This is a genomic window from Trichocoleus sp. DQ-A2 (genome assembly GCF_039961915.1).
In the GTDB taxonomy this organism is placed as follows: Bacteria; Cyanobacteriota; Cyanobacteriia; order Cyanobacteriales; family FACHB-T130; genus FACHB-T130.
The window spans coordinates 1-24102 of record NZ_JAMPKD010000040.1 but is presented as its reverse complement, the minus strand read 5'-3'; the positions used below and the strand labels follow the sequence as shown (position 1 = coordinate 24102).

General features: G+C 48.0%; 17 protein-coding genes. 12 read left to right on the top strand and 5 right to left on the bottom strand.

What is annotated here, in order from left to right:
* Positions 1-196: 196 nt before the first annotated feature.
* The 3 genes from NC997_RS25990 to NC997_RS25980 all read right to left on the bottom strand — a co-directional run bounded on the left by NC997_RS25990 (position 197) and on the right by NC997_RS25980 (position 7877).
* Entirely contained in the window at positions 197-1024 is an 828-nt protein-coding gene (locus NC997_RS25990; protein WP_190525512.1) for a pentapeptide repeat-containing protein, read from the bottom strand.
* Positions 1025-1203: 179 nt separating this feature from the next.
* On the bottom strand, positions 1204-2676 hold the full coding sequence (gene xylB, locus NC997_RS25985) for a xylulokinase (protein WP_190525511.1): 1473 nt from the start codon (positions 2674-2676) through the stop codon (positions 1204-1206).
* A gap of 20 nt (positions 2677-2696) precedes the next feature.
* Complete coding sequence (locus NC997_RS25980; protein ID WP_190525519.1) at positions 2697-7877, bottom strand: PAS domain S-box protein; 5181 nt, start codon at positions 7875-7877, stop codon at positions 2697-2699.
* A gap of 319 nt (positions 7878-8196) precedes the next feature.
* Here NC997_RS25980 and NC997_RS25975 point away from each other — a divergent pair, with 319 nt between their 5' ends.
* From NC997_RS25975 to NC997_RS25960, 4 genes are all read left to right on the top strand, one after another.
* Positions 8197-10416 (top strand): AAA family ATPase, encoded by a 2220-nt coding sequence (locus NC997_RS25975; protein WP_190525510.1) that lies wholly within the window; start codon positions 8197-8199, stop codon positions 10414-10416.
* Positions 10417-10457: 41 nt separating this feature from the next.
* On the top strand, positions 10458-10748 hold the full coding sequence (locus NC997_RS25970; RefSeq protein ID WP_190525509.1) for a hypothetical protein: 291 nt from the start codon (positions 10458-10460) through the stop codon (positions 10746-10748).
* Between the two features lie 196 nt (positions 10749-10944).
* Positions 10945-11895, top strand: a complete 951-nt coding sequence (locus NC997_RS25965; RefSeq protein ID WP_190525508.1) for a hypothetical protein — start codon at positions 10945-10947, stop codon at positions 11893-11895.
* Between the two features lie 280 nt (positions 11896-12175).
* A complete protein-coding gene (locus tag NC997_RS25960) occupies positions 12176-12934 on the top strand; it encodes a TIGR02391 family protein (protein ID WP_190525507.1) in 759 nt (252 codons plus the stop codon).
* A gap of 59 nt (positions 12935-12993) precedes the next feature.
* On the opposite strand, the gene NC997_RS25955 is transcribed toward NC997_RS25960, so the two are convergent.
* On the bottom strand, positions 12994-13407 hold the full coding sequence (locus NC997_RS25955; protein ID WP_190525506.1) for a hypothetical protein: 414 nt from the start codon (positions 13405-13407) through the stop codon (positions 12994-12996).
* 190 nt (positions 13408-13597) lie between these two features.
* Positions 13598-13909, bottom strand: coding sequence for a hypothetical protein (locus NC997_RS25950; RefSeq protein ID WP_190525505.1), 312 nt, complete (start codon positions 13907-13909; stop codon positions 13598-13600).
* 94 nt (positions 13910-14003) lie between these two features.
* Between NC997_RS25950 and NC997_RS25945 the strand changes: the two genes are divergently transcribed.
* From NC997_RS25945 to NC997_RS25910, 8 genes are all read left to right on the top strand, one after another.
* Positions 14004-14423, top strand: a complete 420-nt coding sequence (locus tag NC997_RS25945; protein ID WP_190415972.1) for a hypothetical protein — start codon at positions 14004-14006, stop codon at positions 14421-14423.
* 377 nt (positions 14424-14800) lie between these two features.
* The gene (locus NC997_RS25940; protein ID WP_190525504.1) at positions 14801-15748 is read left to right on the top strand and encodes a D-2-hydroxyacid dehydrogenase; all 948 of its coding nucleotides are present in this window, start codon (positions 14801-14803) and stop codon (positions 15746-15748) included.
* 568 nt (positions 15749-16316) lie between these two features.
* Positions 16317-17183 carry an STAS domain-containing protein gene (locus NC997_RS25935; protein WP_190415970.1) on the top strand — a complete coding sequence of 289 codons (867 nt, stop codon included), beginning with the start codon at positions 16317-16319 and terminating at the stop codon, positions 17181-17183.
* 8 nt (positions 17184-17191) lie between these two features.
* Positions 17192-17587: an STAS domain-containing protein gene (locus tag NC997_RS25930; protein ID WP_190415969.1), complete on the top strand. Its 396-nt coding sequence runs from the start codon at positions 17192-17194 to the stop codon at positions 17585-17587.
* The gene (locus tag NC997_RS25925) at positions 17568-17972 is read left to right on the top strand and encodes an anti-sigma regulatory factor (protein WP_190415968.1); all 405 of its coding nucleotides are present in this window, start codon (positions 17568-17570) and stop codon (positions 17970-17972) included. The genes NC997_RS25930 and NC997_RS25925 overlap by 20 nt, the downstream gene beginning before the upstream one ends.
* Positions 17973-17979: 7 nt before the next feature.
* The gene (locus NC997_RS25920; protein ID WP_190415967.1) at positions 17980-18987 is read left to right on the top strand and encodes an ATP-binding SpoIIE family protein phosphatase; all 1008 of its coding nucleotides are present in this window, start codon (positions 17980-17982) and stop codon (positions 18985-18987) included.
* A gap of 69 nt (positions 18988-19056) precedes the next feature.
* Positions 19057-21246 carry an ATP-binding protein gene (locus tag NC997_RS25915; RefSeq protein ID WP_190525503.1) on the top strand — a complete coding sequence of 730 codons (2190 nt, stop codon included), beginning with the start codon at positions 19057-19059 and terminating at the stop codon, positions 21244-21246.
* Positions 21239-23596: a response regulator gene (locus NC997_RS25910; protein WP_190525502.1), complete on the top strand. Its 2358-nt coding sequence runs from the start codon at positions 21239-21241 to the stop codon at positions 23594-23596. Before NC997_RS25915 ends, NC997_RS25910 begins: the two co-directional genes overlap by 8 nt.
* The last annotated feature ends 506 nt before the right edge of the window (positions 23597-24102 follow it).

Sequence of the window (24102 nt, the reverse complement as noted above, 5' to 3'; positions counted from 1 at the left end):
GTAAATTAGCTCAAGGATAGGTATGAGCGCCGTAATATAGCAATTTTGTTAAAGTTTTAAACAGGTATTTTTCCTGACGTAGAGACGCGATATATTTTGTCTTTATTGAAGTTTACGAATTATTTAAGATTGTTATAAGCTGTAATACTACTTGCCTGCGGCTATTGAAAAGTTAAAATTTATTCTTCAATAAAATTCAGTCCATGAATTGAGTTAGTACACGTTCCAACTCATCCGGTTGGAAACTACCCTCAGCAGGTTGCCGATTCTGGTGCGCTGGTTCCAGATAAAGGTATTCACAATAAACATTCGTAAATTGAGTGTGGCGTTTAATCGCCCAATCAAAGATACAAGCTCCCGTTAACACAGCAAAGGAAAAATCTGTATTTTGCAGCGCGGAATGACTGAAGTTGGCATCGGTTAAGTTCGCTTTCCTAAAAGACGTTCCGGGATTGCTTTGAATCACTTGAATTAGCCATTTGAGAATACGGAAGGTCAAGAACGCGGAAACGAACATCAGCAGTAGGAGGAACAATCCTTGAACGATTGCTCCATCAACGAAGCCAAGGATGCTAACAATCACAAGCCCAAGGGTGAGCGTCACCATTACCGCCAACAGTACAGCAATGGCTGCAATGTTCAAGAAACTCGTGATTTGTGGAAAGCGGAAAGCAATCTTATCCCGGATGAAGCTGCCAAAAACGAGAGCCAATATAGGAAGCGCACTGAAAAAGAAGTTGAGTCCCTTATTGGAGCGATCGCCCAACAATACCATCGACACTTGGGCAGCGATCGCGCTAAAGACGAGTAAAACAACTGGACCAACGATAGCGGCAGCAACTAGAATATTTACCTGGCGGCGGCTCTGACCCGTTTTGGCCCTCTCAAACGTTGCCCCAATTAGGGTCGCCCCAGTGAAATTGCACCCCCGCAAGTCAGAGCCACTGAAGTCTGCGCCAGCCAAGTCCTGCCCTTTGAAAGAGCAATTTTGCAAGTTTTGGTTGGCGTAGTTTCGATTGGTCATTATTTGCTAGCTTCGTTAGTATCAACAGCTACAGAGTATATTTCCATAAAATTGCCCGCTGGTAGGACTTACGCATTAACAGAAGCCAATTTCTGGGCAGTCGCCCCAGCATCTTTTCTAGGGGTTTCAGGATGAAGTCAGGCGCTACCTGAAGAGACAGATTTCAGTTTATACCAATTTTAAATTAACCTTTTTGAGGCATAACTTTTCTCAGATTTTTTAAGTCGTGGATAAAGGGATTGATATCGCATCCAAGCCTCTTCTAGGGTGGGATCAACTGATTGGGGAGTTGCAGCAAGCGTTGGTGTGGCTGCCAGTTTGCTCGTGTCATTAGCATCTGCGTATACGCCAATTCCGATACCCGCCAGTAGAGCAGCACCACGCGCGGAAGCAGCAGCAACTGTAGTTGCATAGAGGGGTATTCTCAAGACATCAGTGAGTAATTGTTTCCAAGACATTTCTGCCGTTCCACCGCCTGCTAAACGCACTTCTGTCGCTTTAAAACCTGTTGCCTCAAGTGCCTCAAAACCTTGTCGCAAGGCAAAAGCAACTCCCTCTAAAGCTGCCCGCATCAGGTGCGCCTGTGTGTGATGAAGTCCAAGCCCTACCCATGCCCCGCGTACATCGGGGTCAAGGTGTGGAGTTCGCTCACCCGTGAGGTATGGCAAAAATGTCAACCCTTCACATCCTGGGGGAACAGAAAACGCTTTAGTATAGACTTGCTGCCAACTCAAGCCGAGGATACCTCGCACCCACTCAAGCGCTAACCCGGCATTTTGCATTGCTGCAAGCGTGTACCACTGGTTAGGTAGGGCGGTTCGGTAGAGATGTGTACGACCATGAGGATCGATAATGGGTTGGGAGCGAGGTGTAATGATTTGAGCGCCTGTGCCGATGGTTAGTTGAACCAAACCAGGCTCTAGTAGTCCGTTACCAAGTGCCGCCGCTGCCGTATCCGCAGCACCAGCGATAACGGGTAAACCAACTCTTAAGCCAAGATGCTCTGAAGCATCAGTTGTTAGATAACCTGCGATCGCACTAGAGGGGATAATTTTTGGTAACTGATCGCAACGTAGATTCAGCGCTGAGATTGCTTCCTCTGCCCAGTTGTCCGACACAACATCGTAAAGCAAAGTACCGCTAGCATCAGATGGTTCGGTTGCAACTTCTCCAGTCATCCGTAACCGCAGCCAATCTTTTGGCTGAAGTGCCCAACGCGCTTCGGTGTAGACAGTAGCCTCGTGTTCTCGTAGCCACAACAAAGTTGGACCCGCCATACCCGCCGTAATTGGGTTGCCCAATCGCTCTAGAATAGCGGCATCGAGGGACTGATAAGCGCTAAGCGTGGCACTAGAGCGAGTATCTGCCCAAAGGATAGCAGGACGCAGAGGCTGACCCGACTCCGAAGCTAGGACAACACCGTGCATTTGCCCTGAAAGTGCGATCGCCTGTACTCGATCGGCATGATTTCCTACAGCGTTCCTAACAGCCGAGGCAACAGCTAACCACCAATCCCCTGGCTCAGACTCAGCCCATCCGGGGTGAGGTGCATGAACGGGATAGGAGCTTGATGCTTCACCTATAGTGGTTCCGTCTATCGCTAGGAGCAATGCCTTAGCAGAGCCTGTTCCTACATCTATGCCAAGCAGCATTAGGCTAGTCCTCAAATCATTCAGCGTCTTAGCAAACGGGCGATCGCTTGCACCAATTCTTCCGGTTCGACAGGCTTCGAGATGTGCATCCCAAATCCGGCAGCTAAGGCTTGCTGCTGATTGATTTCTCCAGCATAGGCAGTAAGTGCGATCGCAGGAATCGTGCCTCCCTGTTGGGGCGACCACTTTCTAATTTGCCGAATCAGCGCATAACCATCCATCTCTGGCATCCCAATGTCACATAACAACAGATCGGGGACAGATTGATTCAGGTGGGTCAATGCCTGTACACCCGAAGCGGCTGTCGTAACTTCTGCACCAGATTGCGTCAGGGTGAATGCTGCCAACTCCCGCATATCTGCATCGTCGTCCACAACCAAGACCCGAACACCTGCTAAGTCTGTCGCACTTTCTGAATGCCTACGATCGGAAGAGGGTTCCGGCTCAACGAGGTTTAACGGGAGCCGGATGGTAAATGTAGCCCCTAAGTTTTGTCCTAAGCTGTCTGCTTGAACGGTTCCTCCATGCAGTTCGGTAAAATGACGGACGATCGCCAGTCCCAATCCCAATCCGCCGAATTGTCGGGTCGTTGTCCCATCTTCTTGACGGAAGTAGTCAAACACATAGGGTAAGAAGTCTCGACTGATGCCTTTTCCAGTATCTTTGACTTGAATCTGAGCATACGTGCCAACCTGCTCTAGTCGCACTTCGATTCGTCCTCCGCTTGGGGTGAACTTCACGGCATTGGAAAGGAGGTTCCAGACTACTTGTTGCAGGCGATTCGTATCGCCTAAAACCGTTCCTGAAACGGGATTAAATATAGTCTGGATTTGAATGTGTTTGGCTTCGGCTGCTAGTCGTACCGTTTCTAGGGCGGCTTCAATCGTTCCTGCTAGATTCACGGGAGCGACGTTTAACGTCATTTTTCCTTGCAGAATGCGCGAGACATCCAACAAGTCCTCAATTAATTGGGCTTGCAGCTTGGCGTTGCGTTCGATCGTTTCCAGGGCTTGCTGCGTTTTTGTGCCATCTAATCGCCCAGTTCGGAGCAATTTTGTCCAGCCCAGAATCGGATTGAGGGGCGATCGCAACTCGTGGGACAACACCGCTAAAAATTCGTCTTTAATCCGGTTAGCGGTTTCTGCTTTTGCGCGATCGCTTTGAGCCGCCCGGTACAACTGAGCATTGTCAATCGCCAAGGAAGCACGACGAGCCAATTCCTCTGCTAGTTGCAAATCTGCCGGGGTATACTGTCGTTCAGATTCGGCGGCGATAAAGGAGATAACCCCTAGAATTCGTGCCTGAGTTCGTAGTGGCACCGTCATTACAGATTTGAATCCTACCTGCCGTAGAATCTCTAAATGCTCTGAATCACGCGCTGCCTGCACCAACAGTTCATCGGGAATATCGGGCACTAAATCCGGTTGTCCAGTCCGCAATGTCAATGCAGCACCGCGAGGGTCATCTGGGTTTATCGGATACTTGTCTCTAATCTGATATGCCCATTCCAGCTTGGCAGGGTCGATGTGAGCAACCGCAATCTGCGCGATCGCACCGTTCTCTTCTATCATGTGAACCGTACACCAGTCGGCTAATTCCGGCACCGTAAGCTGTGCGACGCGCTCTAGAGTCGTTTGATAATCGAGTGAGGATGCAAGCACGGCACTCGCCTCAGAGAGAAAGCGTTGGGCAAGCTCTAACCTGACGCGCTCAGTCACATCTACCACATAGACTAGAACGCCTTCGACCTGACCATTTGAGTTAACAGTCGGAAGATAGTAAACGTTATAGTAACCGGGACGGCGATCGCCGCGTCCGGGAACATTCACCGCAAAGTTCGGTGAAATGAAGGGATTCCCTGTGGTGTATATCTGATGAAAGACTTCAACTAATTGGGGATCGAATTGACCAAAAAGATCGGGAATTGAGTAGCCTAAGTGTTGCTCGCGAGTTAATCCATTAATTTCTGCTAATGCTTCGTTGATGGCAATAAATCGCTGCTTTTCATCTAACAGAGCAAGTCCAATGGGTGATGTTTCAAAAATGGTTTCCAGTTGGCGCTGTGCGGCTTCTGCTTCAGAGCGTGCAAGGCGCTCGCGTTCTAACAGTTGTTCTCGTTCTTGTTCTGCTTGCTTGCGCTCCGTCACATCCAGCACCAGCGATAACACCGAAATCATCCGTCCCGATTCGTCCCTGAGACTGGAGTTATACCACTCGCAATGCACAATGTTGCGATCTTCGGTGTAATTGCGGTTGTATGAAAAAATATGGGGTTCTTCACCATAGACCAGCCGTTGGCAGACTTCAGCAACTGCTTCCAGGTCTTCCTCAAAGACAAAAGGTATCTCTGTTAAAGATTTACCCAGCATTTCTTCGGCTTTCCAGCCCAAAATGCGCTCTGCACCAGCAGACCACCGAATGACTTGAAAGTCTCGATTCCATTCAACGACTGCCATAGGAGAGTTTTCAACATGGAAGTTGAGCTTTTGTAGGGCTTGACGCAACGCCTCTTCCGCTTGCTTGCGTTCTGTGATATTTATGACGACACCAATCGAGTGCTTGGGATTTCCCTGAACATCATAAGTAAACTTTCCTCTCGCTTCCACCCAGTGAACCGAGCCATCTGACCAACGTAGGCGATATTCATGGTGATACTCTTTCTTTTGGGCTATGGCTTGCTGAAATTTCGCCTCAGCTTCTGCTAGGTCATCGGGATGAACCCGACTTGCCCAAACTTCATGGCTGGGTTCGCATTCATTCGGTTGTAGACCCAGGACGGTGAAGTGTCCTTCTGACCAAAGCAATGCCTCGGTCTGCATATCCCAGTCCCACGTTCCCATGCGTCCGACCTTGAGCGCGAGTTGCAGATGAGCTTCACTTTCTCGCAATTGTTCTTCTGCCCGCGATCGCTCTACGGCTAGCCAGGTTTTTTGAGCAATTCGCTCCATCTGCACCACATCTTCCTCCGTCCAGCGCCGGGGAGCCACATGGTGCAACACTAACAATGCAACAAATCGCCCTTCTTTCACTAAGGGAACACACACGAGAGATTTGGTTTGAATTGCATCAAAGGCAGCCGCCCCAACTCCGGCTGTCCGAGGATCGCGATCGACATCATCTACGACGATAGTTTTGCCCTGCTTTAATTCAGCAATGAGTTCACGACCAAACGAATCCATGTGATGGCTACCGACGATGCTGACGACACCATTGCAATAGTCGCGATCGACGATGACGTATTCCTGAGTGGAATCAATTTCACCGTAGGTACAGCGAGTGACATTGAAGTGCTCTCCTGCGGAGCGAACCACCCGCCACATAATTTCCTTCGAGTCTTGAATGGCACGAATCGCATCATTCAGTTCAATCAGAAACTGCTGCTGTCGTTCTTTTTCCTGTAGCTCTGCCAGCAGTGACTCAATCTGTTGCCTTGCCCGCACCTGGGCTGTCACGTCCATGTTATAAACCAACACGCCCTGAATGGTTTCCTCCGCATCCCGCCAAGGCGCAAAGATGCAGTTGAAAAATCCTTCTTCCAACACACCATTGCTGTTTCGATCCCAGTAAGCAAGCGACTCATTTCCAATGAACGGTTCTCCCGTTCGGTAAACACGATCGAGCGCTTCAAAGTAAATTTGCCCCTCTAGCTCCGGGAAAACGTCCCGCATTGATTTACCGATAATGTCTGGAGTGCGCCCAGCCACTTGCAGATAAGTTGGATTGGCAAATTCATACACAAGATCGGAACCTTTAACAATTCCAATCATGGCAGGCAATTGCATCAGGATTTCATGCAACCGCTGGCGTTCGCTTTCTGCTTCGAGTCGGGCAGTTTGTTCTCGATCTAAAAGGCGATCGCGCTCCGCTTCCATTTGTTTGCGTTGGGTGATGTCAACCGAAACGCCAATCATGCGAACTCCTCGTCCCGTCTCATCCCGATAGACTTGCCCCTGACTGTTGAGCCAGCGCACAACGCCGTCTGGACAAATTACTCGATACTCCGGTGTGTAGGGCTGTTCTCCAGCCATTGCCCCTGCCGTCGCTTGGATCACCTGTTGTCGATCGTCTGGATGAATGAGCGCAACAAACTCTTCTCCCGTCCCTTCATAAAGACCCCAAAAGTCTAGAGCATTAGCAGAACACACCACTCGATTGCTCTGCAAATCCATATCCCAGACAACCGTTTGAGCCGCCGTCAGTGCTAATTGCAGGCGTTCATCGCTTTCTCGGAATGCCTGTTCAATTTGTTTGTAATCGGTCACGTCTTTGAAGATAACGACGGCTGCAATAATCTGCCCTTGGTTATCTAAAATCGGTGCTGAGTTGACGTTAATGAAGACGCGGCTACCATCATCTCGATGAATTTCTATCTGTTCGTTGGTGACGACCTCACCTGTTTTTAGCGATCGCACCAATGGATACTCATGAGGGGCATAGAGCTGACCATTTAAGCGAAAGATTTCACAGGGAATCAGGGGTGCATATTCCTCAAGCTCAAGCAACTGTTCGTAACCATACCCAACAATTTGCTTGGTTTGTTCGTTCGCCAGAGCTAACTTACCAGATGCCGCATCAGCAATCATGACTCCAGCAGGCATTTGTCGCAATACGGCTTCAAATCGGGCGCGTTCAATTTCAAGCTCGTGCAACAACCGTTCTCGTTCTGCCTCCGCTTGCTTGCGATCGCTAACATCTCGAAAATAAATGGCTACCCCTGCGGTCGAGGGATAGGCATTCGCCTCTATCCAACACTGGATCGGTTCCCCAAATTCTTCCCACGAAACAGGAACCTGTTGTGCCACTGCCCGATGTAGTTCCCGATATGCAATGCCACCGACCAACTCAGGAAAAACCTCATTCCAAACGTCCTTTCCCAGTAACTCTTCTGGCGTTTTGTGCAGGATTTGAGCCGCCGCCCGATTCACGTAGGTGTAGCGCCAGTCGCGATCGAAGGCGACAAAAGCATCTGTAATGCTTTCAAGAATCGTTGCAACCTTGTGTTCAGTTTCTTGGGCAGGGAACAACTGTTCGCTTTCAAGAGTGCGGGCAAAGCGTTCAATGACTTCAGAGCGAGAAATTCCTCGCCTGTGAGCCTCTTGATCGAGCGATCGCCATGCTGTATCGGTGAGAGATAGGCTAACCCGTTGTTTCGTCTCTGAGTTCCAATTGCTAACAAACTTGCCTGTGCCGTCGCGCTTCATGAACAGCCATCCGTATACATACACGGTCTTCTCTATTCAATCTGAGTCGCTACGTCAGGAGAATCCGTCTTAAGAGAGATGCTTTGGAGAGAGGGAATACGGATGCGGATGATACCTACGAGAATCGGGCTAGCGTTCCTTCCTTTAGCGCCAAACTCATGCAAATTACGCAAGTGTTCGGCAACAGTTTCGACGAAAAGTGACGACTCTCAAAGAGCCAGAAACCTTTTTGCGACTTGAGCCGAAATCTAATTTCTGGGGAGGTCTAATGGGTTAGTCTATACTGACAGATGGCAATTCCTAGCGGGTGAAGAGAGGTTTGTTCGACCAGCATCGCCAACAATTAGTGGAAAAAGATGCACCCCTGGCTGCGAGGATGCGCCCACGTACTCTTGATGAGTTTATCGGGCAAGACCACATCCTTGGCTCCGGGCGTTTGTTGCGCCGTGCGATTCAAGCTGACCAGCTTTCTTCCCTGATTTTTTTTGGTCCACCGGGTACGGGGAAAACAACTCTGGCTCGGATTATCGCCAATACCACCCGCGCTCACTTCATTGCGATTAATGCCGTCCTTTCTGGGGTAAAAGAAATTCGGGATGCGATCGCTACCGCTCAAAAACGCCAAAAAGAACACACTCAGCGCACAATTCTTTTTGTTGACGAGGTTCATCGCTTCAATAAATCTCAACAGGACGCCCTGCTTCCTTGGGTGGAAAATGGGACGGTGATTCTCATTGGTGCAACCACAGAAAATCCCTATTTTGAAGTTAACAAAGCTCTTGTCAGCCGTTCCCGCATCTTTCAGCTGAAGCCCCTCAATGAAGCTGACTTACGCCGCGTCCTCGAACAGGCACTCGCTGACTTAGAACGCGGTTATGGTCAGCTATCTGTAATCTTAGAGCCGGATGCGATCGCACATTTGGTCAATGTCGCTAACGGTGATGCCCGTTCCTTACTCAATGCCTTGGAATTAGCCGTCGAAACCACACCCCCCGACGAAACTGGAACGATTCGCATTACGCTATCTGTCGCGGAGGAATCGATTCAGCAAAGGGCAGTTCTGTATGACAAGGAAGGAGACGCCCACTTCGATACGATTAGTGCTTTTATCAAAAGCTTGCGCGGTTCTGACCCGGATGCAGCTTTATATTGGCTAGCAAAGATGGTTTATGCCGGGGAAGACCCCCGCTTCATTTTCCGGCGAATGTTGATTTTAGCTAGCGAAGATGTGGGACTCGCTGACCCTAATGCCTTAGTCGTCGTTAATGCCTGCGCGAGTGCTTTCGAGTGGGTGGGAATGCCAGAAGGACGCTATCACCTGGCTCAAGCCACGCTTTATCTCGCCAATGCGCCCAAATCTAACAGCACGATGGGATTTTTTGATGCGCTAGCGGTGGTTGAGAAGGAACGGGAGGCAGAGGTACCCAATCACCTCAAGGATGCCAACCGCGACAAAAAAGGTTTGGGACATGGTGCAGGTTATCTTTATCCTCACGCCTACCGCGACCACTGGGTAGCACAACAGTATTTACCGAGTAGTTTGCAGGGACAGGTGTTTTATCAACCTTCAACACAGGGATTTGAAGGAGAAATTAAGACGCAGGTGGCGCGTCATCGGGAAGCGCAGTTGGAAGCAGTGGCAGAAGGTGTTTTTATCTCACCCGTTGAAGTGCTAACAACAGGCCCGACTGACCGCACAGTTGACCGTTGGTTGCAGCGCACGTTGAGTCAGATTGGCGAGCAACTTGCAGGGATACGCGATCGCATTTTCACCCTTGCTCAACTTCAGCGTCACCATGTCATTTTGGACTTAAATGCCGGGAGTGGTTTACTCACCTTTGAAGCTTTGCGTCGCGTGCCAGAAGGTGGCGTTTATGCCTGTACTCGCACTGCTGATGAAGCAAAGGCACTCCAAGAACAAGTGGTGGCGCTTCCAGAACTCAATCGTCCCGTCCTATTGAGTGCTACCTTAACCCAATTGCCAAAGGTTTTAGCTGCCCAATCCTCTGATATCCGATTTGACTGCATCATCGGGCGCAATGCACTTATCCACGAACCGGATAAAGCAGCAGCAGCCAAATGGTTAGCCCAATTACTGCAACAGTCGGGAGTTTTGGTACTTGCGGAAACAGTGCCACGCCACACGCAACGGCTTTATCGTTTCCTCGAAAAGTCGAAACCCAATGCCGACTTATACCAGCGATTAGTGGCAGCGGAAGAGGCAATTTACAGCGACACGTCAGATCCAATGGTCAACTGGGATGCGTTTGATTTGAGAAAAGCTTTCGAGTCGGCGGGATTGGTGGTTGAAGTAACTGAGGAGCGATCGCAAACCTCCATGCATATTACACCCGCCTTAATTGACCGCTGGTTCGCAACGACTTCTGTAACGAATAGACCCTCCTATGCGGCGCATTTGGCGAAGCACCTCCAAGAACAAGAAATCCGGATTATAAAAGAGCTATTTATCCGCTCCCTGCTTCATCAGACCGTTAATTGGGAAAGCGCGATCGCTTTTGTGCGATCTTCGCTATCGTAGGGAACGTGACGAATTTCCGATTCATTTCGAGTATTTAGATTATGGAAGAAGTTCTTCAGATACTCAAAAAAGTCATTCTAGGGCTAGTTGGTGGTGGAGCGGCGTTATTAGCTTTCTATATGACACTGTTTTTTTCGATTATGGTTCTGGTTCCTACCAGTTCTCCCAATCAACTAGAAGAATGGACAAACACTGTGGTCACAGTGTTTGGTATCAAAATGACTCTACTCTGGATGCAACGCTTAAAAGGGGCTGCCATTGGTATGGGTATTGTCCTTCCCCTTGCTGCTGTTGCTTGGTTTTCACTCCGAGGATTCATTCACCAACGGTAGTAATAACAAATAATTTGCGCTCCAGCAGCAGTTGAATAAAACAAAAGTTTAGTTTCAACGCTTAGCGTAATCTATGGGCTGTATTGCAATCGCGCTGGCAAGTTCACCTTAATTTTGTAATTTTTTGTAAAAGGTACTTCGTCCTAAAAATTAGGATAAAAAGAGGTAGGCATCTAGTTAAAAAGGAACTAAATTCGTGAGTCAGTCTATTTCTAAATTGGTGGATACCCTGCCAACCAGCAGCATGACCGTTTATATGCTGCGATCGCTCGATTATGTCGTTCCCGGTGAGTGGCAAAACTTGGTGGGATTTGAAAATACTATCCGTGCGGTGACAGGTGTTACCGACAAAGGTCTGATTGAGGAGATTGGCGAAAGAGCGATCGCGCTGTACAACGATCCAACCCAGAGTTATCAACAAACCTTATGGCTCTACCAAACAATTGACCGTGCTGATAGTGCCATTGGTGCAGCAGCGCTAGCGAATAAAGTAGGCGAGAAAATCAGTTTTCTGAATTTTTTAAACCAGCTTACTCCCAAAGCGGATACCGTACAAGCGATTGATTTGTCCCTAAAGCTGGTTGTCGAGTTGATTGCCTTTTGTCGGTTGCACGGCATTCCTACCAGCATTGAAGCATTTAGAACTTCTTTAGGAAACTATCACAACGAATCCATAATGCGAATGGCTGCGCTAGTTGCTGTTGATGGATTGATTCCGCTTGGCCCCAACTTCATCCTCAAAGCTCAATCAATTCTCGGTCAGCTCAATCCTTCGCAATTAGAAGGAAATACCACCTATCAGAGTATCAACACTGCAATTCCTGGCAGCACTACGGCTGGTAAATTAGGCTTCATTGGTGAAAGTTTTGCCTTAGTTAACGGCTGGATGAATAACTTTGTTGCATCTCGCGGGTTAACGCCAGAAAACGTTGTTACCCACTTACAACAGTTTATGAATACTGCTGATAGTAAGTTGGATTATTTAGCTGCCTTTCTGGATATGTCAACCAACTACTACGAGCATACGGGTACCCAAACTGTGGCTCGAAATTTGATTTTACGAGCAGCAGAAGAGACTAAAGGTAAAGACAAAAAGAAAAAGCACAAGGAAAAAGAAAAGAAAAAAGATAAAAAAAAGAAAGATTAACGAGAGCGGGATCGTTCCTCATTTTATCAAAACTTATCAAGTGCGAGCGCACAAAGCGCACCGGGGAGCGAGCCTCGCGTTCCCTTTCTAAACTTATTTGTGCTAACCGTCAATTGATTTACTTAAGCCAAAACTGACACCTACTCAATCCAAGACTTTGCTCAATACAAGACTTTGTTGGAAGTTCTGAATATTATGTCTGATGAGTTGCCAGATCAGGTTGGCTTTCCAGACAGTCAAAATGAGTAGAAAAGTACTATAGGTAGTGAAAGTCAATACAATGTACAACTTGACGAATAGCCAAAAAATCCTTCTAACAAAGCTTATTCAACTTGTGCGTGAAGGGCAGTTATTGGAAGAGTTTCTGATCTCTTGGACTTTAGGTGGATACTCCATTTCTGGCTACAGCGGTCTCAGGGAGAATATCCCTGAGATAACCAAAGGAACACTAGATGCATTTGTAGCTAATAACTTACTTCTGTGCGACATTAGCTACAACGATTCACGCTTTGGCGGACAATATGAGAAAAGTCGGTGCTGTACTCTCACTGGCAAAGCTTATGAAGCTGTAGATACAAACTTCAGCGCTCCAGACATATCCTTTGTAAAGCATATAGCACCATTAGCTGATATCACTAATCTAGATGAGCAGTTGAAACAACGATGCTTACCGATTTTAGGAGCTGGAAGTGCCGATCCAAAGCTCTGGGATTCTGCTGTACGCACAGCAGGGGTCATTTTAGAAGAGCGGCTGAAAGATGTTGGTGGAATATCAGACTCTAATCGTGTCGGTCGAGTTCTTGTCAATGATGTTTTTGGTCAAAATGGGACGTTAGCATCAAAGTTTACCATTCCCAGTGAAAGGGATGGCTATCGGGAACTTTATGCCGGGATTGTTGGGACTTTTCGTAATCCTTATGCCCATCGTCTTCTCGATCCCAATCCCGAAGATGGAGGAGCTTTTATCGTCTTTGTGAACCTATTGCTAAAAATGTTAGAGGATCTTCGATCAGTAGTAAGTAAAGAGAGCGGGGAGTAAGTTACTCCCCATTTTCCTCAACAACCCAACCTATAGGCAATTTGCGATCACGCTTCTGTTTATGTCTTAGGAAATGTTGCTGTTTTGGTTGACCAATTCAACGTGACACCATGAGCAATATCTGTAGCAGTGAACAAACGCCGTTCGGAATGGTTTATAAAAGTCACTGCTAGCACATCCTTAAATAGGCTTAAAAAAGCGGTAATTACTCCATTGTCATCATCCCATTTCTTGCTGTGTAAATGCCAAATCTGAGCTAGCAGAGAGCTAGCATCTATACATTTCTCTAGATCCACTTCTCGGTAGAAAGTATTAGGATTATCTTGCAAACGGATTTGGATGGTTAGATTCGATGGCTCAAAGCTTAGAATATGCTCACTGGTTTGGATACCATTTTTTAGCCGCTCATCCCTTTCGTCCTGGGTCTGCTTAAGAAGTTCGTGTATATCAACAGGTCTAAATTCATCAGTCATTATGACGCTTCTCCATTAGCTACTTTGCTTCCAGACTAAGCTAGCATGATCGCAAATTCGCCGTAGCTTGAGTTGACACAAGGAAACCTAACATCTACTCCCGTCCAACATCAACGTCAAATGCAGCGATCGCATTTCAGGATTGGCGAGGATAGCGATCTCTTAATTTATCAATCGCGCCAGCTCCCAATTAGTCTGCCTCAGAAATGCACTCGCTAAAGATGGCATTCAAGCCAAATCTAGGGAAAAATTGGCTCTGTTGAACTAAAATGTAACGCTCATCGTGGAACTGATAAATTTCAATTTTCTGTCTGCGGATGATCCAATGATCATTGTTACGATGCATTCGCCGGTGATGACTGCTAAAAAGACTGACGGGGAGAAGAAACCAAGCGAAAAGCTGCTTGTGCGGGTGGAGATTTCCTACACTCAGCAGAAGTGAGAGTGGGATGCGATCGCTCTTTAGAAATTCCCAAAAGAATTTGATTCCTTCTGTTGCCACTCGATTTTCTACATCGCACCACTATTTTGCGCCATTTTGTAGACTTTAGGTAAGCCACTCAAAGTGGCGGCTTACTGAGTAAAGAAGCATTACCATGTCTGAAACTCAACCAGTACCAGAAAAAACCAATGCTGCTCCCACCGTACAGAATTCTCCACAACTCAAGCCGGGAGGAATTCTCAGCAATTGGAAAACCAGAGTCGGAATTATCGCTACGGCAGTCATTGCTGTTGTTTTTGGCTTGTTTGTTCTCGGTTTCTTTTGGCAGCACATGATTGCAGGGATGGGTATGAGGTCTTGGTCTAGCCATGCGCGTGCCACACCGATTGAGTGCATGATTAAGGACACGAACAATGATGGTTATGTTAGCTGTAGCGCCATGCTAGGCGGCGAAGTCGTACCACTTGAGTGTGGAGCCAACATATTGAATATTGGCTGCCGAGTGAATTATGGTGCGGCGGCTGCTCCTCCCGTGCGTCCATTCAATCTGCCAAATGTTCGCGGAAGTTCCTGAAATTCTAAGAAACTTTTGCCCAAAGTTCCTTAGAGCTAGCGCTTAACATCGCAAGCCAGGTTTTTTTGAGTCGCGATCGCAGATGGTTTGGCGTACACACTCTCCTCTACTGGAGACTAAGTAGGACGAATTTCGTGCAGAATTCTGCAACGACAGAAAACATTACTCTCCTCAATATCGGAGAGTTTACACCAAACTATTTGCGATTCCCGCCCCAAGCTTACCAAACCATCTGCGGTTGAATCAAACACAGCCTAAAGACTAAAACCCTTGCGTGTCGTCACTTCCCACTACTTCCCGCATACATAGTCCAGAAGTCACCAAACCATCTGCGGTCACGCGATGGATGGCGAATTCATTCCGATATCAGACCAAATATGAAACTAATAATCCCTACCGAAATTGCATCTGATATCGAGCCGCGTTTACCTCCCAATTTACAGGTGGTACGTGTGGATAGTGAGGGCAATCTTGACGGCGATGCCAGCGATGCTGAAGTTTATTTCAACTGGATTCTGCTAAAACCAACTACTTTGCATAAAGTTCTCGCGGCTGCACCCGCGCTGCGTTGGCAGCACACCCCTAGTGCCGGGGTAAATCACATTCTGACACCAACGTTTTTGGGACGGGGGATTACGCTCACGAATGGCGCAGGGGTTCATGCAATTCCGATTGCGGAATTTGTCCTGATGTTTATGCTCTATCATGCGAAAAATTTACCTCAACTACAAGCATTTCAAGCTGAACATAATTGGGGGAGAGGCATAAAACTGAAAGAGTTGAAGGATGCAACTTTGCTAATTATTGGTGCGGGAAGTATTGGCGTCGCGATCGCGCAACGTGCGTCATCTTTTGGCATGAGAGTTTGGGGTAGCCGTCGCCATCCCGAACCGCTACCGGAGTTTGACAAAGTCGTGAGTGCAACTGAATGGCGATCGCTGCTTCCGGAAGCTGATTATGTCGTCGTTAGCACACCTTTGACACCGGAGACGAAAGGCACGATGGACGCAGCAGTTTTTCAAGCCATGCGTCCATCTGCCTTTTTCATTAATATTGCTAGAGGTGCAATCGTCGATGAAGCTGCATTGCTGACTGCTCTTCGAGAAGGCTGGATTGCAGGCGCTGCATTAGACACTTTTTCCGCAGAACCCTTACCGCCAGATAGTCCTTTTTGGTCGCTGCCTAACGTCTTTATTTCACCCCACTGTTCGGCAGATTCGCCACAAACTTACCAGCGATCCTTAGAACTGTTTTTGGAGAATTTGAGCCGCTATCAAGCTGGTTTACCGCTGCGAAATGTAGTGGATAAGCAAGTGGGTTACTAATATTTTTCCCACTCATCCTCTGCAATTAACAATTCGAGATTCTCAAAACTTCCTGACTCTCACTGCTGCTTTAGCACAAAAGTTCTCAATAGAGGACTTGTAGCGAGTGCGAAGACGTGAAGATGCTTGCTTAGGACTTGTGTAACTGTCACAGAGCAGTTTATAGGGTGCCTTCGCGCGATCGCCTTGCTTCAATTACAGTTGATTACGCAACGCAACAGGAAGCACTCAGCAACCTTTAGCCTAGATGATGGGTATGATTTCTAGGCTGGCTTGCAGATTTTAGGGCGAACCATAAGCGTAGGAACGTGACGGTGAAACTTCGGTAACACGTACTTATTTTGTCCCGCCTTATCCTTATAATTAATCTTGGTCAATCAGCCTTTCAGGGACTACCTCATACTGCCTAGTTCGTAAACTAGATTTTCTTAACGATAAAAAAGTACATCTAGGGATTCTCGCAACGAAAGCTGTTCAATGGCTCCACTGAGCTAGTTAGCCGAAAAGCCTAAATAGTTGATTTGTACAATAATTTGCCAAATACAGGCTAAAACAAGGGGCCGTTAATATGAACTTGAGCGGCAAAAGTAAGATTCCGAAAATTCTCCAAACCGATCAATCCCAACTGCTAACAGACTGGATCTCAGAGCAAATAACTGCTGGTATCCGCAAAGACCTAATTAAGGAAATAGAGCTGCGTGAAGAATGCAGAGAATTCCTGGACTTGTTCTCGGCAGCTGTCCAGCAAGGTAACTTCACCGACATTAAATCGACTGAATGGCGTAGCGTGCGCGAGATGCTTGGCTCGATTTCGCGATCGCGCAGCCAGAAAGGCTTCACGCCAACAGAAACCGCAACTTTTGTTTTCTCTTTGAAGCAACCTTTGTTCAGCCGCTTGCGCCTAGAACTTGCACAGGATAGCGAAAGCCTTCTGGAAGAGATTTGGTCAGTTACGACTCTGTTGGACAAGCTTGGACTCTGGACAACTGAAAGCTATCAGAAAGCCCGCGAGGAAGTGATCCTGCGCCAACAAGAGGAGCTGATGGAACTTTCAACGCCGGTCGTGAAACTGTGGGAAGGCATTTTAGCCCTACCCATCATTGGCACCCTCGATAGCGCCCGCACCCAAGTGATGATGGAGTCCCTCTTGCAGAAGATTGTAGAGACGGGTTCGGAAGTCGCAATCATTGATATTACGGGAGTGCCCACCGTTGATACTCTCACCGCTCAGCACTTACTTAAGACAGTCACTGCGGCTCGTCTAATGGGCGCTGATTGCATCCTGAGCGGGATTCGGCCCCAGATTGCTCAAACGATTGTCTACTTGGGCGTGGATCTGGCTGATGTGATCACCAAGGCTTCTCTATGCGACGCATTTGCTTTGGCGCTGAAGCGAACTGGAGCCACGATCTCTCGCGCCCAAACACGCACTTAAGGAGTTTTATGGAACGTATCCCCATATTACAAATGGGTGAATTCCTGCTAGTGACGATTCAGGTCGATATGCACGATCGCCTAGCGATCGCTTTGCAAGATGACCTGACCGACCGCATTAGCCAAACAAGTGCCCGTGGTGTGCTGATAGATATTTCAGCACTGGAGATCGTTGATTCTTTTATTGGACGGATACTGGGAAATATTGCCAAGATGTCGCGAGTACTTGATGCTGAAACGGTTGTTGTAGGTATGCAGCCAGCAGTCGCCATCACTTTAGTAGAGTTAGGACTCTCCTTAACCGGCATTCGCACAGCCTTAAACGTTGAAAAGGGAATGTCCCTCCTGCATAAATCGTTGGAGGCTTCTCCTAGGGGGAGCATAGATGGTCTTGCAGAGGTCTGAAACGATAAGCATCCAGTCTTCGGCAGACGTTGTGCTAGTACGGCAAGCCGTGCGTCAGTTTGCCCTAGGACTGGGTTTTAGCCTAATAGACCAGACTAAAATCGTGACAGCGGCGAGCGAGCTGGCACGCAACACCCTGGACTATGGCGGCGGCGGGACGGTGCAACTGGAAGCCCTAGAGGAGGGACTCCGTCGGGGTCTGCGGCTAACTTTTGAAGACAGTGGGCCAGGAATTCCGGATATCGATCTGGCGCTAAAAGATGGCTTCACAACCGGAAACGGGCTGGGTATGGGGTTGAGTGGGTCAAAGCGCCTGGTGAACGAATTCAATATCGTTTCCCGTGTCGGAGAAGGCACAAAAGTCACTATTACAAAGTGGAAGTGAGTTAATTATGAATGCTCCCGTCGCCTTACCCATTTTAGAGTCTAGTCAGGCTGGTGAAGCGAGACGAATAGCCCTCGCGATCGCGACTCGTCTCGGCTTCAACGAAACTGAGCGGGGGCAGGTTGGTATTGTCGTTACTGAGATCGCCAATAACCTGGTTCTGCACGCTAAAGACGGTCTGTTGCTGCTACAGCCTTTAAGCAAAAACGAGATAACGGGTATAGAAATCCTAGCCTTGGACAAAGGGCCAGGGATCAGCAATATCCAGGAGTGTCTGCGCGACGGTTTTTCTACAGCAGGGACTCCTGGAAATGGTTTGGGGGCAGTTAGCCGCCTTTCTGCTTTTTTTGAGATTCATTCTGTTCCCAACGTGGGTACAGCTTTATTAAGTCACCTCTGGGCTTGCCCAGAAGTGGCAAACCAATCGACCAACAATCTAGAGATTGGCGTGGTGTGCCTCCCGATGGCAGGGGAGGAGGTATCGGGTGATGGGTGGGCAACCGACCAACAGCCCGGTCGCAGTCTGCTATTAGTCGCAGATGGTTTGGGTCACGGCCCTCTAGCCGCCCAGGCGTCCCTAGAAGCCATTCAGATATTTCGAGAGAATGTCCGCAAAAGTCCCGCAGAGATTATTGAAGCAGCTCACGTAGCCCTACGGAGTACTCGTGGAGCTGCTTTAGCGATCGCAGAAGTAGACTTTAAAACTCTTGTCGTTCGTTTTGCTGGAGTTGGGAATATCGCTGGCAGCGTTTTTTCTCCCGCAGGAAGCTACAGCATGGTTTCCCACAATGGCACTGTGGGGCATGAAGTCCGTAAAATCCAGGAATTTGTCTATCAGTGGCCTCAAGGAGGGCTTTTGGTGATGCATTCCGATGGGTTGAGTACACAGTGGCGATTGGATCGCTATGCTGGTCTCATAACCAGACATCCCAGCCTAATTGCTGGAGTTTTGTACCGGGATTTCTACCGAGGTCGCGATGACATCACTGTGCTGGTTGCTCGCGAAGAAGACTGAAGGCCAAAGGAGTACAGCAGGGGCTGATGAATAATAAATAACAAGCGATTAGCCATTAGCAATTGACCAATGACCAATCTTCTTACGATAGAAATACGATTTGAGCAAGATGTCGTGATGACCCGTCAGCAGGCACGCCAGATTGCTCAAGCTTTGGGGTTTGACTCTCAGGATCAGACGCGCATTGCCACTGCTGTATCGGAAATTGCCCGCAACGCCTTCCAATATACTGGTGGGGGAAAAATAGAGTTTTGGGTGGAAGGCGAATTGCCTCAGAGCTTGGTGGTATGCATTCGTGACCAAGGGCCGGGTATCGCCAATCTGAAGAGCATTCTGGATGGGCAGTATAAATCAAAAACCGGAATGGGTTTAGGCATTATTGGCACCAAGCGGCTGATGGATCGGTTTCATATCGCGTCCACGCCAGGGCAGGGAACAGAGGTGCTGATGGAAAAAACCTTGCCAAAGCGGGCACCGATCTTGACAGCAAAGCGCTTGGCGCAAATTGCTGATGAGTTGGCGATGCGAGGGTCTCAAAATCCCTTTGAGGAAATTCAGCAACAAAACCAAGAACTGCTTCGCACTCTAGCAGAACTCGAAAAGCGTCAAGCTGAATTGGCGCAGGTCAATCGCGAGCTAGAGGATACTAATCGGGGTGTTGTGGCATTATATGCCGAGTTAGACGAAAAAGCAGTTTCTTTACAGCGAGCCAATGAACTTAAAACTCGCTTCCTCTCTAATATGAGCCATGAGTTTCGCACGCCGCTCAACTCGATTATGTCTCTCTCTCGACTGCTGCTAGATCGGATGGATGGTGAATTGACACCCGATCAAGAACAGCAAGTGACGTTTATCCGTCAATCGGCTGAAGGACTCTCGGAGTTGGTGAACGACCTTTTGGACTTGGCAAAGGTCGAGGCAGGAAAAATTGTGGTTCATCCGAATGCGTTTGAAGTTAGCGAGCTATTCGCTACTCTTCGAGGAATGCTGCGCCCACTTCTTAGCGATAATTCCTCAATTTCTCTTGTTTTTGAAGAACCTGTTGGCTTTCCCCCACTCTACAGCGATGAGGGGAAGGTTGCCCAAATTTTGAGAAATTTTATTTCTAATGCATTGAAATATACCGAAAGAGGTGAAGTTCGCATCAGAGCTGAACTGGACAAAAACACTGTCGTCTTCTCGGTGGCTGATACAGGTATCGGAATTGCGCCTGAGGATACTGAACGGATCTTTGAGGAATTTATTCAGGTAAATTCTCACCTTCAAAAGCGGGTTAAAGGAACAGGTCTAGGACTGCCCCTTTCGCGGAAGTTAGCCGAGTTACTGGGAGGGAGTGTCTCCATCAAAAGCTTACAAGGGGTAGGTTCCACGTTTTTCGCCACCATACCGCTCATTTACCGGGGTGAGGGTGATATAGAGGAGGTATCTGAACCTGATGCTCCTTTGCAGTTAGATGCGACTCGCTATCCAGTATTAGTTGTAGAAGATAACCCAGAAACACTGTTCATTTACGAGAAGTATTTTGCGGGGTCGAGCTATCAAATTTTCCCAGCGCGATCGCTCAAGCAAGTAAAACAAGCATTTGAAATGTTTAAGCCACGAGCTGTGCTATTAGACATTTTGCTTGAGGAGCAAAATACCTGGGATTTCCTTTCAGAGATGAAAGGAAACGCTGCGACACGAGATATCCCGATCGTTGTTATCACTGTTATTGACAACGAAAAGAAAGCTCGTGCTTTAGGTGCAGATGCCTTTTTTGTGAAACCAGTAGAACGATTATCGCTTCTTGAAAAACTTAATACTTTAGTCAAACAAGAGCATTTACAAAAAGTTTTGATTATTGACGATGACCCAGCATCCCACTATCTACTAAAGCAATATTTAGCCGATTTTACGGGTCACACCACTCGTGAAAAATGTTTTAATTTTAAGATAATTGAGGCAACTTCAGGGGACGAAGGTATCCGTCACGCCCGCCTAGAAAATCCTTCTTGCATTTTTCTCGACCTAGTTATGCCAGATATGAGCGGGTTCGAGGTTTTGGAACAGATGAAAGCCGATCCAGCTACTAAAAATATTCCGGTAATTATTAATACTTCAAAGCTTCTTGAACCAGAGGAACGCTCGATACTTGTTGAAAGCACAGTAGCGATTCTCTCAAAAGAAAACTCATCCCGTGAAGAAGCGATCGCTCTTGTCCGAGAAGCACTTCTTTTAGCTGGGCTAGTTCTAGAGCCTGGAGAGGCTGCTCATGTCTGACCGCACCCTTATCACGATCTTGCACGTAGACGACAATGAAACGAACCGCTATGTCGTCAGTCGAATGCTTCGGAAAGAGGGGTATAAGGTTCAAGAGGCTGCTACTGGCGAAACGGGTCTGCAATTAGTAGCGCAGCAACCGCCTGACTTAATTATCCTTGACGTGCAGCTTCCTGATATTAATGGGTTTGAGGTCTGCCACCGCCTCAAGGCAAACCCTGCTACTTCCTCTATTCCTGTCCTGCATCTGTCTGCTAGTTTTGTCGAGAGTAAAGACAAGGCACAAGGGTTAGAGAGTGGTGCAGATGGCTATCTAGCCCAGCCGGTGGAGCCAATCGAGTTGCTCGCTACTGTGAAAGCTTTGCTCCGCATCCGAGAAGCTGAAGAATCGGCAATGGCTTTGGCGAAAGAGTGGCAAACGACATTCAATGCCATGAAGGATGGTGTTTGTTTACTAGATCACCGTGGCAGAATCTTGCGAACTAACAGCGCCATGACGAATCTTCTGAAAAAACCGTTCGGAAAGATCGAGGGTTGCTTTTATCAGGAGGTAATGCACGATATCCTGGGCTGCGTCGAGGTAACTCCCTTAACTCGTGTCCAAGAAACCCGTCGTCGCGAGAACGAGGAGCTACGGTGTGGTGAACGATGGTTTTCTGTAACCACAGATCCCGTGTTCGACGAGAGTGGAGTTTTTACGGGTGCCGTGTATATCGTAGCTGACATCACAGATCGCAAGTGGGCATCAGAAGCGCTGCGAACCAGCGAAGAACGGTTTCGCTTGTTATTAGAAAATGTAAAGGACTACGCGATTTTCTTCATCGACCCAGGCGGGCGTGTTATTCGTTGGAGCATTGGAGCAGAGCGCATTTTCGGTTATCAGGAAGCCGAAATCCTCGGTCAGTCTGCCTCAATTATCTATATACCTGAAGACCTAGAACTCGGTGCAGACAAGCAAGAACTGGAAACGGCAGTAATAGAAGGTCGTGCTGAAAATGAACGCTGGTACCTGCGTAAGGACGCCACCCGTTTCTGGGCAAGTGGCATCGTAACGCCCTTACGAGATGAGACTGGGCAGCTACGAGGCTTTTCTAAAATCATGCGTGACTTCACTGAACGGAAGCAAGTTGAAGATGAACGCAACCAACTACTCGTTGCCGAACAGGAAGCACGCACTGCGGCGGAGTCAGCAAACCGCATGAAGGATGAGTTTTTGGCAACACTGTCTCACGAACTGCGATCGCCCCTCAATGCAATGCTAGGGTGGGTTCAATTACTCAATACCCGCAAATTTGACGAGGCGACTACTGCGCGGGCGATGGAGACCATTGAACGCAGTGCTAGGGCACAAGCTCAGCTGGTGGAGGATTTGCTGGATGTTTCCCGCATCATTCAGGGCAAGTTACGCCTAAATGTCCGCCCAATTGAGCTTGCTTTGGTTGTTGAGGCGGCGGTTGATACCGTCCGCCCGGCGGCTGATGCTAAGGCTATTCGACTCCAAAGTGTAGTCGATCCGGCAGCAGGCCCGGTTGCCGGTGACTCAGACCGCTTGCAGCAGATAATTTGGAATCTATTATCCAATGCAATCAAGTTCACACCTAAGGAAGGGCGAGTTCAGGTTCGCCTCGAACGGATTAACTCCCATGTTGAAATAACAGTAATCGATACAGGACTTGGCATTAACTCTGACTTTGTGCCCTATGTCTTCGACCGCTTTCGTCAAGCTGATAGTTCTATTACCCGGTCATACAGTGGACTTGGTCTTGGTCTAGCGATTGTACGCCACTTGGTAGAGCTACACGGTGGGACAGTTCGTGCAGAAAGTCAAGGTGAGGGGCAGGGAGCGACATTTATCGTAAAGCTTCCTCTGATGCCTGTCCGTATGGAGACAAGTGAGGGAGAGCGGGTACACCCAACGGTTGGGCGGGGAGTTTCATTTAACAATCCGCCATCGTTAGATGGCTTACAAATACTCGTCGTAGACGATGAGGTTGATTCGCGCGTGTTTGTCACAACGCTATTGGAACAGTGCGGAGCTTCTGTGTGTGCCGTTGGATCGGCTGATTCAGCGATTGAAGCGATAAAAATTTTTAAACCAGATGTTCTATTGAGTGATATCGGGATGCCTGGAGAGGATGGCTACACATTGATTCGTAGAGTACGGGCATTGAACGTAGAAGAGGGGGGACGAACTCCTGCTGTTGCTCTAACAGCATACGCTAGGGCTGAAGATAGGATGCGAGCGATCGCTGCCGGATTTCAAATGCACATCCCTAAACCTGTGGAACCTTCTGAATTAGCAACCATTGTAGCGAGTCTTGCTGGACGAACAGGAATTCATGAAGTGTGAAGTCAACGGCAGTCAGTAAATGCTCTAAGACTCGACTTTCTACAGTGAACCGTTCCACTGAGTTAAGTTTTTAAGTATCAGAACAACAAGTGCCTACTTCACTGTTCAGAAGGAAGGTTGACTCAGAAAGCCTGAAGTAGGCTGAAAAGACAAGTTGCAAGCCGAGAGGAGTTGGTGATTGTGGATAGAAATAGATGGAGAAGCGTCCAAGAAAGGGAGGGGGCAAGTAAGCTGAAAATGAAAAATCTACAGAAATATTCAGCAACCCCCCTTAATTGTCTAGGGGAGATGCTTTGTTTTGCCAAATAGATGACTTTTTTTTGTCAAAAATTTGAACAGCAGTAGCAGCAAAAGCTACTGATGCATGACCTCAAGACTCGGAAGCGAGAATGTTTAGAGAGGGTAGCCCAAAAATAGCATTTACTAACAAGCAAACTACAGGAAACGGCTTCTTTTGGCAATTGCACAGTGGAAACAAAGCAGTTTGCATTAGCTCAATCCTATAA

Bases quoted from the DNA above. Each gene is read 5' to 3' on its own strand.
- NC997_RS25990 (WP_190525512.1), bottom strand. From the start codon at position 1,024: ATGACCAATCGAAACTACGCCAACCAAAACTTGCAAAATTGCTCTTTC.
- xylB (WP_190525511.1), bottom strand. From the start codon at position 2,676: ATGCTGCTTGGCATAGATGTAGGAACAGGCTCTGCTAAGGCATTGCTC.
- NC997_RS25980 (WP_190525519.1), bottom strand. From the start codon at position 7,877: ATGAAGCGCGACGGCACAGGCAAGTTTGTTAGCAATTGGAACTCAGAG.
- NC997_RS25970 (WP_190525509.1), top strand. From the start codon at position 10,458: ATGGAAGAAGTTCTTCAGATACTCAAAAAAGTCATTCTAGGGCTAGTT.
- NC997_RS25960 (WP_190525507.1), top strand. From the start codon at position 12,176: ATGTACAACTTGACGAATAGCCAAAAAATCCTTCTAACAAAGCTTATT.
- NC997_RS25955 (WP_190525506.1), bottom strand. From the start codon at position 13,407: ATGACTGATGAATTTAGACCTGTTGATATACACGAACTTCTTAAGCAG.
- NC997_RS25945 (WP_190415972.1), top strand. From the start codon at position 14,004: ATGTCTGAAACTCAACCAGTACCAGAAAAAACCAATGCTGCTCCCACC.
- NC997_RS25940 (WP_190525504.1), top strand. From the start codon at position 14,801: ATGAAACTAATAATCCCTACCGAAATTGCATCTGATATCGAGCCGCGT.
- NC997_RS25935 (WP_190415970.1), top strand. From the start codon at position 16,317: ATGAACTTGAGCGGCAAAAGTAAGATTCCGAAAATTCTCCAAACCGAT.
- NC997_RS25930 (WP_190415969.1), top strand. From the start codon at position 17,192: ATGGAACGTATCCCCATATTACAAATGGGTGAATTCCTGCTAGTGACG.
- NC997_RS25925 (WP_190415968.1), top strand. From the start codon at position 17,568: ATGGTCTTGCAGAGGTCTGAAACGATAAGCATCCAGTCTTCGGCAGAC.
- NC997_RS25920 (WP_190415967.1), top strand. From the start codon at position 17,980: ATGAATGCTCCCGTCGCCTTACCCATTTTAGAGTCTAGTCAGGCTGGT.
- NC997_RS25915 (WP_190525503.1), top strand. From the start codon at position 19,057: ATGACCAATCTTCTTACGATAGAAATACGATTTGAGCAAGATGTCGTG.
- NC997_RS25910 (WP_190525502.1), top strand. From the start codon at position 21,239: ATGTCTGACCGCACCCTTATCACGATCTTGCACGTAGACGACAATGAA.